This is a genomic window from Enterovibrio nigricans DSM 22720 (assembly GCF_900167155.1).
Lineage (GTDB): Bacteria > Pseudomonadota > Gammaproteobacteria > Enterobacterales > Vibrionaceae > Enterovibrio > Enterovibrio nigricans.
Window position 1 is genome coordinate 40,699 of sequence record NZ_FUXU01000006.1, and the last position, 13,335, is coordinate 54,033.

The 13,335-nt window shown below is 47.0% G+C and carries 9 protein-coding genes; 8 read left to right on the forward strand and 1 reads right to left on the reverse strand.

Annotation, left to right across the window (positions count from 1 at the left end; all coding sequences use genetic code 11):
* Positions 1-101: 101 nt before the first annotated feature.
* The gene (gene gyrA, locus B5D35_RS03815; protein WP_078751272.1) at positions 102-2,840 is read right to left on the reverse strand and encodes a DNA topoisomerase (ATP-hydrolyzing) subunit A; all 2,739 of its coding nucleotides are present in this window, start codon (positions 2,838-2,840) and stop codon (positions 102-104) included.
* A 616-nt stretch (positions 2,841-3,456) separates the two neighbouring features.
* Here gyrA and ubiG point away from each other — a divergent pair.
* The 8 genes from ubiG to glsA all read left to right on the forward strand — a co-directional run bounded on the left by ubiG (position 3,457) and on the right by glsA (position 13,333).
* Complete coding sequence (gene ubiG, locus B5D35_RS03820; protein ID WP_078751273.1) at positions 3,457-4,167, forward strand: bifunctional 2-polyprenyl-6-hydroxyphenol methylase/3-demethylubiquinol 3-O-methyltransferase UbiG; 711 nt, start codon at positions 3,457-3,459, stop codon at positions 4,165-4,167.
* Between the two features lie 40 nt (positions 4,168-4,207).
* The gene (gph, locus tag B5D35_RS03825) at positions 4,208-4,870 is read left to right on the forward strand and encodes a phosphoglycolate phosphatase (RefSeq protein ID WP_078751274.1); all 663 of its coding nucleotides are present in this window, start codon (positions 4,208-4,210) and stop codon (positions 4,868-4,870) included.
* A gap of 399 nt (positions 4,871-5,269) precedes the next feature.
* Positions 5,270-7,549 carry a class 1a ribonucleoside-diphosphate reductase subunit alpha gene (gene nrdA / locus B5D35_RS03830; RefSeq protein WP_078751275.1) on the forward strand — a complete coding sequence of 760 codons (2,280 nt, stop codon included), beginning with the start codon at positions 5,270-5,272 and terminating at the stop codon, positions 7,547-7,549.
* A 65-nt stretch (positions 7,550-7,614) separates the two neighbouring features.
* Positions 7,615-8,748: a class Ia ribonucleoside-diphosphate reductase subunit beta gene (nrdB, locus tag B5D35_RS03835; protein WP_078751276.1), complete on the forward strand. Its 1,134-nt coding sequence runs from the start codon at positions 7,615-7,617 to the stop codon at positions 8,746-8,748.
* Positions 8,745-9,035 (forward strand): 2Fe-2S iron-sulfur cluster-binding protein, encoded by a 291-nt coding sequence (locus B5D35_RS03840; protein WP_078751277.1) that lies wholly within the window; start codon positions 8,745-8,747, stop codon positions 9,033-9,035. The genes nrdB and B5D35_RS03840 overlap by 4 nt, the downstream gene beginning before the upstream one ends.
* A gap of 329 nt (positions 9,036-9,364) precedes the next feature.
* Positions 9,365-10,744, forward strand: coding sequence for a glutamate decarboxylase (gad, locus tag B5D35_RS03845; protein ID WP_078751278.1), 1,380 nt, complete (start codon positions 9,365-9,367; stop codon positions 10,742-10,744).
* A gap of 91 nt (positions 10,745-10,835) precedes the next feature.
* A complete protein-coding gene (gene gadC / locus B5D35_RS03850) occupies positions 10,836-12,395 on the forward strand; it encodes a glutamine/gamma-aminobutyrate antiporter GadC (RefSeq protein WP_078751279.1) in 1,560 nt (519 codons plus the stop codon).
* On the forward strand, positions 12,392-13,333 hold the full coding sequence (glsA, locus tag B5D35_RS03855) for a glutaminase A (protein ID WP_078751280.1): 942 nt from the start codon (positions 12,392-12,394) through the stop codon (positions 13,331-13,333). Before gadC ends, glsA begins: the two co-directional genes overlap by 4 nt.
* Positions 13,334-13,335: the final 2 nt, after the last annotated feature.

Here is a 13,335-nt window from a genome sequence, read left to right on the forward strand (position 1 = left end):
AACGACAATTCGCATTCTGATACTGCTTGATTTAGATAGGTGATAAAAAAAACGCAGCTTATGCTGCGTTTTTTATAGATTAAGCGTCAATGCTCAGAGAGTTACTCTTCGCTATCGTCTTCTTTTGCTGAATCTTCAGAAGATTCTGGCTTCGCTTCTACTGGCGTATCCGTCGTTGCTTCGGTCGTTACTTCAGCAGTCGATTCTTCACCGTCTTCCAATGGCAAGATTTCTTCATCCGGCTCATCGATACGTTGAAGACCTACTACTTTTTCGCCTTCGCTTGTACGGATCAGCGTAACACCTTGGGTGTTACGGCCAACCTGACTCACTTCAGATACACGAGTACGAACCAGCGTACCGCCGTTGGTGATCATCATGAACTCATCACCTTCGCTTACCTGAACTGCGCCAACAACTGCACCGTTACGTTCAGAGACCTTGATTGACACAACACCTTGTGTCGCACGACTCTTCGATGGGTACTCAGCGAGTGAAGTACGCTTACCATAACCATTCACAGTAACCGTTAGGATATCGCCTTCAGTATGCGGAACAATCAGCGAAACAACTTTGTTGTTCGGTGCTAGCTTGATACCACGAACACCCGCAGCGGTACGGCCCATTGGTCGCACACCTTTAAACTTGATTTCTGGCTTGCCATTTTCATCAAGTACTGGGTTACCGTCTTCGTCAAATACTGGTGATTCTTCTGCTTCTTTGAAGCGAACAACCTTACCCGCATCAGTAAACAGCATGATTTCATCATTGCCGTGGGTAATATCAACGCCAATCAAGGAGTCGCCATCGCGCAGGTTAACTGCAATGATACCCGCACTACGTGGGCGGCTGAAATCAACCAACGGTGTCTTCTTCACCGTACCGTCAGCCGTTGCCATGAAGACGAATTTGTCTTCCGCGTACTCTTTAACTGGCAAAATCGCAGTGATGCGTTCATTCGCTTCAAGAGGCAGCAGGTTAACAATTGGTTTGCCTCGCGCAGTACGCGACGCCAACGGTAATTGATATACCTTCAGCCAGTACATACGGCCACGGCTAGAGAAGCAAAGAATGGTGTCGTGAGTATTAGCGACCAACAGGCGTTCAATGAAGTCTTCTTGCTTCATTCGTGTTGCTGACTTGCCTTTACCGCCACGACGCTGTGCTTCGTAATCGTTCAACGGTTGATATTTCACATAGCCTTCGTGAGACAATGTAACAACCACGTCTTCTTGATTGATCAGATCTTCAATATCAATGTCAGCACTTGCTGCGGTAATTTCAGTTCGGCGTTCATCACCGTAACCGTCACGAACCGCTTCAAGCTCTTCACGGATAACTTCCATCAAACGCTCAGGGCTTGACAGGATGAACATCAATTCGCCGATAAGTGTCAGCAACTCTTTGTATTCATCAAGGATCTTTTCGTGTTCAAGACCAGTCAGCTTGTGCAGACGCAAGTCCAAAATGGCCTGCGCTTGTTGCTCAGTCAGGTAGTAGTTACCATCATCACGAACACCAAACTCTGCATCCAACCACTCAGGGCGCGCATCATTAACACCGGTTGAACCAAGCATGGCAGCAACAGCTTCCATACCCCAACCACGTTGTAGTAGTTGAGCACGAGCAATGGCTGGCGTTTGAGCAGCACGAACCAACTCGATAATTTCATCGATGTTTGCTAGAGCGATCGCCAAACCTTCAAGGATATGGGCACGATCACGCGCTTTGCGCAGCTCGAAAATAGTACGACGTGTCACCACTTCACGGCGGTGGTTCACGAAGCACTTCAGCATCTCTTTTAGACCAAACAGTTTTGGCTGGTTATTGTCCAGCGCAACCATGTTGATACCAAAAGACGTCTGAAGTTGTGTTTGTGCGTATAGGTTGTTGAGGATAACCTCACCAACTGCATCACGCTTACATTCAATAACAATACGCATACCGTCTTTATCCGACTCGTCGCGTAACGCACTGATGCCTTCGATCTTCTTCTCTTTAACCAGCTCCGCGATCTTCTCGATCAAACGTGCCTTGTTAACCTGGTACGGGATTTCAGAAACAATGATCGTTTCTTTTCCGTTTTTCTCGACTTCGATTTCTGCACGAGAGCGCAGGTAAATCTTGCCGCGACCAGTACGGTATGCATCTTCAATACCTTTACGACCATTGATCATGGCAGCAGTAGGGAAGTCTGGACCCGGAATGTGTGTCATCAGCTCTTCAATGCTGATGTCTTCATTTTCGATATACGCCAAACAACCGCTGACAACTTCAGTCAGGTTATGCGGAGGAATATTGGTCGCCATACCTACAGCGATACCGGAAGAACCGTTTATCAGCAGGTTAGGAATTCGGGTAGGCATTACCTCTGGAATTTGTTCGGTACCGTCGTAGTTAGGAACAAAATCAACGGTTTCTTTGTCCAGATCAGCCAGCAATTCGTGGGCGATTTTCGCCATACGAACTTCGGTATAACGCATCGCAGCGGCAGAGTCGCCATCAATCGAACCGAAGTTGCCTTGACCATCAACCAGCATGTAACGCAGCGAGAACGGCTGTGCCATACGGACAATGGTATCGTAAACAGCGCTGTCACCGTGTGGGTGGTATTTACCGATCACATCGCCGACAACACGGGCAGATTTTTTGTATGCTTTGTTCCAGTCATTACCAAGTACATTCATCGCGAAAAGAACGCGGCGGTGTACAGGTTTCAGACCATCACGCACATCAGGAAGAGCACGACCCACGATAACGGACATCGCGTAGTCTAGATATGAGCTTTGCAGCTCCTCTTCAATATTGACGGGCGTGATCTCTTTAGCAAGATCGCTCATGGAGCCAATATCCCTCAGGTAAGTATGTCAAAGTTGACTACGTGCAAGATAGCGAGAATACCACAAAAGCACGCTAAGAGTCACAGCCTAAACCCGAGATAAATCACGAAATACTCTTATTTTGGCCCTCTATGGGACGGCAGGGCGAAAAAACACCCAACTTCAAGGTGGAGGTCGCACTTTCACTTTGAGGCTCTCAGAAACGCATCTGGAAAACCATATGATTTGGGCAGTGCAAATCACCCAGATCACAATTGAAAATGTAACAAGTTAAATAAGAGAAGAGTGCGAAGCCCGTCTCAATATCCCTTGTATTTGTAAGGAAAAATGCTACAGACACATTTCGTGTTTGTAAGGGGGACGCTATGTTATATCAGGCAATCAATGCATTAGGCATGGCGATCATTATCGGTAAATACACTTTATTAGGTCTGCTGGCAGCGATTACGCTAACAAATGCAGCATAAATTTTATTATCGATAATTTCGCCAACTGGAGTCACTCTAACCGGGGGGGAAAGCCTCCGGTTCTCGCGTTTTCACTTTTTCCTCTCCCCGACGTTTATAAACTTCTGTATATTCCCGAGATATAGAAAATTTTTAGGGACGAGCAGTAGATGACCTCTCCACGTAATGTCGATCCAGCGGAAATCAAGAAATTCGAAGACATGGCTTCTCGCTGGTGGGATTTAGAAGGCGAATTCAAGCCTTTGCACCGTATTAACCCCTTGCGCCTAAATTATGTTATCGCCCAAAGCGGCGGAGTTTTCGGTAAAAAAGTGCTGGATATTGGCTGTGGCGGCGGCATCCTTGCCGAGAGTATGGCCAAAGAGGGAGCTATCGTCACAGGCCTTGATATGGGCAAAGAGCCACTTACTGTCGCTCGCTTGCATGCGTTAGAAACAGGGACTGACGTATCATACATCCAGTGCACTGCCGAAGAGCACGCAGAATCTCACGCTCAGCAATACGATATCGTGACCTGCATGGAAATGCTGGAACACGTGCCTGACCCTGCTTCTGTGATCGCATCTTGCGCGAAATTGGTAAAACCCGGTGGGCATGTTTTCTTTTCAACGCTCAACCGCAATGTGAAATCTTGGCTATTTGCGATAGTTGGTGCGGAGCATGTGATGAAAATAGTGCCAAAAGGAACACATGATCATAATAAGTTCATTCGCCCTTCTGAATTACTGCGCATGATCGACGCAACGCCACTTCAAGAAAAACACATGACGGGCCTGCATTACAATCCACTCACCGATCGTTATTGGTTGTCGCCACGTAACGTGGACGTAAACTACATCGTTCATACCCGCAACCCATAGTGATCGGTTTTTCCACCCAAGGGTGAAACAGGACAATTCGATGAAAGGACGCATCAAAGCAGTATTGTTTGATTTGGATGGCACATTGCTTGATACCGCACCTGATATGGCAAGTGCGGCAAATCAGGTATTACGAGAATTCGGCCTACCGCCGCTTACTGAACGCCAAATTCAAGCAAATACTAGCCTCGGCGCAAGGGGGCTTCTTCGCGTGGGATTTGGTGATGAAATGAAAGACAAAGACAAAGACATCGATGCGTTACGGCTGTCCTTTCTCAAGCATTACGAACAGAATATCTGTCGAGCGACACGCATGTACGACGGTGTCCCAGAACTTCTCAACATCTTGAGTCAGCAGAATATCCCTTGGGGTATCATGACGAATAAGCCCGGCTTTCTAACCCGACAGCTTTTGCCCTACTTTCCCCCTTTGCAAAACGCTCAAGCACTTGTCTGTGCCGACACCTTGGCTGTAGCAAAACCCCATCCAGAACCTCTCATTCATGCTGCAGAGCAACTAAACGTTCGACCAGAGTCATGCATCTATGTTGGTGACATTCGCAATGATATCGTCGCCGCGAAAGCGGCAGGCATGCACTCTGCAGTCGCTGCATGGGGATATATTGACGATTCCATCGACCCACACGATTGGGATGCGGATCTTATTTTTAACAATATTGAAAACATACTGTCATTATTCTGATCTTTGTCACACAGACTCAGAGCAAAAAACAACCAGTGTTCAATGAGTTAACACCATGCATTCTTTCTTTTGTCACGCAAGAGAAATAAATTTTTTAATTTCTTCAAACCGCCCAAAAAAATTTGCTTTTTCCTATGCTATTGCATTGATTGGCATAACACGGTTAGTGAACACTAACGTCACTTTTAAATCCCCAAGATATCCACAGATAACGCTATCATTAGCAACTTGCATTATCTGCCCTCCAACACTATCTTGTTACCAAAGTCAGTCTAAGACCCTATATATAGTGTTACGACATACAAGTCATAATTTTTATATTGATCACAAATCTGCTTTGTATTTTGTGAAATTTACCAAAACACGTCTTCAGGCATAGAAATACCGGGAACAAGATAAATGAACCAACAAATCACTGTTCAAAAACGAAGTGGCGCGAAAGAAAACATCGATTTAGATAAAATCCACCGAGTCATTACTTGGGCAGCGGAAGGCCTCGATAATGTCTCCGTTTCTCAAGTGGAACTTCGCTCACACATCCAGTTTTATGACGGTATTAAAACTGAAGACATTCACGAAACCATCATCAAAGCAGCGGCAGATCTCATCTCGGAACAAACGCCTGACTACCAGTACCTTGCTGCTCGCCTTGCCGTATTCCATCTGCGTAAGAAGGCATATGGTCAGTTTGAGCCACCAACACTGGGTGACCATGTTCGTAACATGGTAGACATGGGCAAATACGATGATCATCTTCTCAAAGACTACACCGCTGAAGAGCTAGACATTCTCGATAGCTATATCGACCACTGGCGAGATATGAACTTTTCTTACGCTGCGGTGAAGCAGTTGGAAGGTAAATATTTGGTACAAAACCGCGTTACTGGTGAAATCTATGAAAGCGCTCAGTTTTTGTACATTATGGTTGCTGCGTGTTTGTTCGCAAATTACCCGAAAGAGACGCGTCTTGATTACATCCGTCGCTTCTATGATGCGGTGTCACAATTCAAGATTTCTCTGCCAACGCCAATCATGTCCGGCGTACGTACACCTACTCGTCAATTCAGTTCTTGTGTACTTATTGAGTGTGATGACAGCCTAGATTCAATTAACGCAACGGCAAGCGCCATTGTTCGTTACGTCAGCCAACGTGCAGGCATTGGTATCAACGCAGGCCGCATTCGTGCGCTGGGTAGCCCAATTCGCGGTGGTGAAGCCTTCCATACAGGTTGTATTCCTTTCTACAAATACTTCCAAACAGCGGTTAAATGCTGTTCGCAAGGCGGTGTTCGCGGTGGTGCAGCCACCCTGTTCTACCCTATTTGGCACCGTGAAGTTGAAAACCTGCTGGTATTGAAAAACAACCGAGGCGTTGAAGAGAACCGCGTTCGTCATATGGACTACGGTGTTCAAATCAACAAACTGATGTATACGCGCCTCATCAAAGGTGGAAACATTTCACTGTTCTCGCCTTCGGACGTTCCAGGCCTATACGACGCGTTCTTTGCAGACCAAAATGAGTTTGAGCGTTTATATACTCAGTACGAAGAAGACACGTCAATCAAACGTCAAACAGTGAAAGCCATCGAACTGTTCTCTCTGATGATGCAAGAGCGTGCTTCCACTGGCCGTATTTATATTCAGAACGTTGACCACTGTAATACCCACAGCCCCTTTGACCCGCAGGTAGCGCCGATTCGTCAGTCTAACCTGTGTTTGGAAATTGCGCTGCCAACCAAGCCACTGACTAACGTTGAAGATGATCAAGGTGAAATCGCACTGTGTACACTTTCTGCGTTCAACCTTGGTGCGATCAAAGAGCTTGATGAGCTGGAAAACCTCGCCGATTTAACCATTCGTGCGCTGGACTCTTTACTGGATTATCAAGACTATCCGCTACCTGCAGCACGTAAAGCGACAATGAACCGCCGCACACTGGGTGTAGGTGTGATTAACTTCGCTTACTATCTCGCTAAGAATGGTGTTCGTTATTCTAACGGCAGTGCAAATGGTCTGACGCATCGCACATTCGAAGCGATTCAGTACTACCTGCTAAAAGCCTCAGTAGGATTGGCGAAAGAACAAGGTGCGTGTCCTTCGTTCAACGAAACAACGTATGCAAAAGGCATACTGCCAATTGATACCTATAAGCGAGATTTAGACGCCATTTGCGATGAACCGCTGCACTACGATTGGGAAACTCTGCGTCAAGAGATTGTTGAACACGGCTTACGTAACTCAACTTTGTCTGCGCTGATGCCGTCGGAGACGTCGTCGCAAATCTCAAACGCAACCAACGGTATTGAACCTCCGCGAGGCTATGTATCGGTTAAAGCATCTAAAGATGGCATCTTAAAACAGGTCGTCCCTGAGTTTGAGAAATACAAAAACAACTATGAGTTGCTGTGGAACATCGAATCGAATGATGGCTATCTACAACTTGTCGGTATTATGCAGAAGTTCATCGACCAAGCGATCTCGGCAAACACCAACTATGACCCTAGCAAACAGCCAGGCGGTAAAGTGCCAATGAAGCTGCTGATGAAAGATCTGCTTACCGCTTACAAGCTGGGTGTCAAAACGCTGTACTACCACAACACACGTGATGGTGCTGATGATGCGCAACAAGATCTCGCATCAGAAGACGATGGCTGTGCAGGCGGTGCATGTAAAATCTAATTCAACATTCTAGAGGGAGCAACGCTCCCTCTAAACGGTTAACTTTTCACGGCGTATTGATAGCAATGGCTTACAGCACTTTCTCTAAACAAAACAACAATCCCCTAAAAGAACCTATGTTCTTTGGTCAGTCCGTTAACGTGGCTCGCTATGACCAACAAAAATACGACATTTTTGAAAAACTGATCGAAAAGCAGCTCTCCTTTTTCTGGCGCCCGGAAGAAGTGGATGTCTCAGGTGATCGTATTGACTACGCCAATTTGCCGGAACATGAAAAGCACATTTTCATCAGCAACCTGAAGTATCAAACCCTGTTGGATTCCATTCAAGGCCGCAGTCCAAACGTAGCACTGCTCCCTTTGGTATCTATTCCTGAGTTGGAAACTTGGATTGAGACATGGTCATTCTCTGAAACCATTCACTCACGTTCCTACACACACATTATTCGAAATATCGTTAACAACCCTTCACAGGTATTTGACGATATCGTAGTGAATGAGCAAATCATCAAACGCGCAGACGACATTGCCGGTTATTACGACGATTTGATTCAGGCCACCAGCGACTACCACCGTTTAGGCGAAGGCGAACATACCGTTAACGACGAGATGGTTGTCGTTTCACTGCGCGAGTTAAAAAAGAAACTCTATGTGTGCCTGATGTCAGTTAACGCATTAGAAGCCATCCGTTTCTACGTCAGCTTCGCCTGTTCGTTTGCGTTTGCTGAGCGCGAGTTGATGGAAGGTAATGCCAAAATTATCAAGCTAATTGCTCGCGACGAAGCCCTTCACCTGACCAGTACGCAACATATGTTGAATATTTTGCGCGGCGGTGATGACGACCCTGAAATGGCAGAGATTGCAAAAGAGTGCGAACAGCAGTGTTTTGATTTGTTTAAAGCCGCGGCCGAGCAGGAAAAAGAGTGGGCAGAGTATCTGTTTAAAGATGGTTCGATGATTGGTTTGAACAAAGACATTCTGTGCCAGTACGTTGAATACATCACTAACCTTCGCATGTCTGCTGTTGGTCTCAAACAAGCATATCCGGGCGCGAACCAAAACCCTATCCCTTGGATTAACGCTTGGCTTTCCTCTGACAACGTCCAAGTTGCACCACAGGAAGCTGAAATCAGTTCTTACTTGGTTGGTCAAATCGACAACGATGTCGATATTGATGATCTGGGCGACTTTGAACTATGAGCCGAATCACTATCACAGTGAACGGTCAACCGCTGGTGGGTAACACCCACCAGCCCTTGCTTGAGCAATTGGAGCAAGCAGGACTACAACCAGAATTTCAGTGTCGGAATGGGGTATGTGGCGCTTGTCGCTGTAAGCTTCAAAAAGGAGCGGTATCTCAACAGGACACAATGGCCTACATTGCAGCAGGCGAAATTCTCACGTGCAGCGCAATACCTTCACAAAACGTCGACATTGACTTCGATTATCAGGTTTCATTTGTAGCAAGAAAAGCCGTGAACCTCTGACTCAGGTTCACGGCGCTTTTTTTTGTCTAGGCATACATACCCTCCCCAAAAACCTCCACGCTTTTTACCGACTCCCCTCAAAAAGATCATCTTAGAAATCCGTCGTGCCATTCACTAAGCAAAGCTTCATATGTAAAACTATTCACCAGAAATGACTAACCACTCAATATATACCGCTTTTATATCTTATTTTTAAGACACTTCATCAAGATAAGATTGCATCCTAAAACTAAGGCAATTCTCAATCGTTGTTCCTACTATACTTACAGGTGCTCATAACCGTTTTTAGAAAACCTCTATTTCGAAGGCACATTGAAGGAGCAACACTTATGGGACTGTATTATAAAAATCAAAGTGGTTCAGGAAATGAAGACCTCTATGAAGAAGTCCTCTCCCAGACCCAGCTACCCAAATTCGCCCTACCTAAAGAAAGCCAACCCGCTGAACTCGTCGCGCAAATGCTAAAAGACGAACTGCTCATGGACGGCAATGCACGACAAAACCTTGCCACTTTTTGCTCTACCTGGATGGATTCCAGTGTCCATGAACTCATGGATGTTTGTATCGACAAAAACATGATCGATAAAGACGAATACCCGCAAACCGCCGAAATCGAAGCGCGTTGTGTCCACATTCTCGCCAAACTGTGGAATAGCCAAGAAAGCGAAACAACGGTCGGCTGTTCCACCACAGGCTCTTCGGAAGCCGCAATGCTAGGTGGGCTCGCCATGAAATGGCGCTGGCGTCAAAAGCGTGAAGCACAAGGACTTCCTACCGATAAACCGAACATAGTGTGTGGCCCCGTGCAGATTTGCTGGCACAAATTCGCACGCTATTTTGACGTTGAAATGCGCGAAATTCCTCTAGATGGCGATGAAGTTTGCATGAACCCAGAAAAACTCATGCAATATGTCGACGAAAACACCATCGGTGTTGTGCCCACGCTTGGCGTGACTTACACCTGTGTGTTTGAACCTGTAGAAGCCATTTCCAATAAACTCGATGAACTACAAGCCTCTACTGGGCTAGATGTTCCTATCCATGTTGACGGTGCGTCAGGCGGTTTTATTGCTCCCTTTATCAACCCGGAATTGAAATGGGATTTTCGCTTACCACGTGTTGTCTCCATCAATAGCTCAGGCCACAAATATGGCCTCGCCCCTTTAGGTGTGGGCTGGGTGGTTTGGCGTGACGAGCAGCACTTGCCAGAAGAGTTGGTCTTCAATGTCGATTACCTTGGCGGCAACATGCCAACATTCGCCCTGAACTTCTCCAGACCTGGCGGACAAATCGTAGCCCAATACTACAACTTCCTTCGTTTGGGTTTTGACGGTTACAAAGGCATTCAAGAAAGCTGTTTAAAAACCGCACAATGGCTAGCTGATGAGATAGCGAAAATCGGTCCATTCGACCTCTTTTACGATGGTCGCGGCGGATTGCCAGCACTGAGTTACAGTCTCAAAGAAGGTGATTGGGGATTTACCCTATACGATCTTTCTGACCGGATGCGTATGCGCGGTTGGCAAATTGCCTCTTACCCTCTGCCGGGCAACCGCCAGGACACGGTCATTCAGCGCATCATGATTCGTCACGGCGTCAGCCTTGATATGGCTGCACTGATGCTGGAAGACCTCAAACGTTGCGTTGAGTACTTCAAGCAATACCCTCAAGTGCACTCCGGTGCAACGTCTTCATTCCACCACGGTTAACTCAGTTCTTCGCCCAAGAAACGTTAGTTTTGCATTTATCCCAGTCTGACCGTTCCGATGACGGTCAGACGTACTTGCAGGAATAAGAAAAATGAACAAGAAATCGCCTTCTGACAGCAATCTCAAACAAGCTGGAAAAATTAGTGTCGCCACCTTTGCCATCATGAACGTGGTGGCGGTGGTCAGCCTTCGTGGATTACCCGCCGAAGCAGAGTATGGACTCAGCTCGGTGTTTTATTATGTCTTCGCTGCCGTGTTCTTTTTAGTACCGGTTTCATTGGTCGCCGCGGAATTGGCAACCGGTTGGCCAGAAAAAGGCGGGATTTTCCGTTGGGTAGGCGAAGCATTTGGCCCTCGCCTCGCCTTTATTTCGATGTTTTTACTTTTTGTACAGGTCTGTGTGTGGTTTCCGACAGCGCTGACTTTCGGGGCGGTCTCTCTCGCCTTTATCGGCCCTGATCAGACGTTCGATGCCGCGTTATCGCAAAATAAGTTCTTTGTTCTCGCGATTGTTCTCGCCATCTATTGGTTTGCGACTTTCGTGGCATTCAAGGGGGTATCAGCGTTTACCTTGCTTTCTAAGTGGGGCGGTATTATCGGGACGATCATTCCGGCGATCATACTGATCATGCTGGGCTTTGCGTTCTATTTTAGTGGTGCAAAAATTCAGATTGATTTGTCATGGTCTCAATTGGTTCCTGACTTCTCTAACTTCAACAATGTCGTCTTAGCAGCCAGCATATTCCTATTTTATGCCGGTATGGAGATGAACGCCATTCACGTCAAAGACTTAAAAAACCCAACCCGATCGTATCCGTTAGCAATTGGTGTTGCGGCTCTCGGTACCGTGGTGATATTCATCCTTGGTACATTGGCGATTGCATTTGTTATTCCAAGTGCTGACATCAACCTGACCCAGAGTCTGTTGGTTGCCTACTTTGATATGTTCAAATGGGCGGGACTAGGCTTCTTGGCGCCCGTCATGGCTATCTGCCTTGCCATCGGTGTACTGGCAGGGATCGTTACGTGGGTAGCGGGTCCATCAACCGGCCTGTTAGAAGTCGCGAAAGCAGGTTATATGCCACGCTTTTGGCAGCACACTAACAAAAATGGCATGGCCACACATATCTTGCTCGTACAAGGGATCGTCGTCAGCTTCCTGGCTATCACCTTCGTGGTATTGCCATCCGTCGAAGCGGCTTACCAAATCCTGAGTCAACTTGCGGCAGTGATCTATCTCACCTTGTATATGTTGATGTTCTCCGCAGCGATTTACTTACGTTTCAGCCAACCAAACCGTCCGCGTCCCTACCGAGTGCCTGGCGGTAAAAATGGTTTGTATGCCATTGCGGGTATAGGCTTCACAGCATCACTGACTGCATTTGCTTTCAGCTTCATTCCGCCTAGCCAAATAGCCGTGGGCAGTCCAACTGTGTTCATTTCACTGCTGGTAGGCTTAACGCTGCTGTTCATCGCGATTCCGCTAGTCATTTACGCCGTGAGAAAACCGCATTGGCGTGACGAAAATTCAGACTTTGCACCCTTCACTTGGCAAATAGAGGGCATTCACCCTGGCTTGCAAAACCATTCAGACAAACATACAAACGCTGTGACAGAACACCATCAAGAAAACCAAGGAGGCAAACTATGAACAAGCTGCCTTCAGCGTCGGAACTGCAAACATTGGTGGATGAAACCTATGCACTTTTTCACACCTTACCGGGGGGAGAAAATGCGAGTTACATTCCTTATCTGGACTCCGTGCCTTCCGCGCTCTCTGCGCTGGTCATCGTAACGGCTGACGGTCAAATCTATCAAGCTGGTGAAAGTGACTATGGCTTTGCTATCGAGTCGATTTCAAAAATCGCTACGCTGGCACTATTAATGGAAGATGTCGGCCCTGAAATGGTAAGAGAGAAAATTGGCGCCGAACCGACAGGATTACCCTTCAATTCCGTGCTGGCTTTATGTGCACATCAAGATAAACCGTTATCGCCATTGGTGAACGCTGGCGCAATGGCTAGCGTCAGTTTGCTAAACGCCAAGACTCCCGAAGAACGCTGGGCTCGTATTCTTGACGTGCAAAGACGATTAGCTGCACGAGACATTGTACTTTCAGACGAAATCAATGATTCAGAACAGACCACCAACTTTCACAATCGCGGTATCGCATGGCTGCTCTATGCCGCGGGGAATTGCTTCTGCGATCCCATGGAAGCGTGTGAAGTATACACTCGCCAGTGTTCTACCTTGGTTTCTTGTAAAGATTTAGCGGTGATAAGCGCAACGCTTGCCAATCGAGGTGTGAACCCCATTTCCGGCGAACAAGTACTTACTGCAGCCAACATTCCCTACATATTGGCAGAAATGACGATGGAGGGATTGTATGATTATTCTGGTGACTGGGCGTTCGAGGTTGGTCTTCCAGGGAAAAGCGGTGTTGGTGGCGGCTTACTGGCTGTAGCGCCAGGCAAGCTTGGTATCGCCGCATTTTCACCACCATTAGATGAATCGGGTAACAGTGTTCGTGCGCAGCGCATGATTGCCCACGTTGTGAAATCTCTTGAGCTGAACCTCTATGCCTCTTAGCC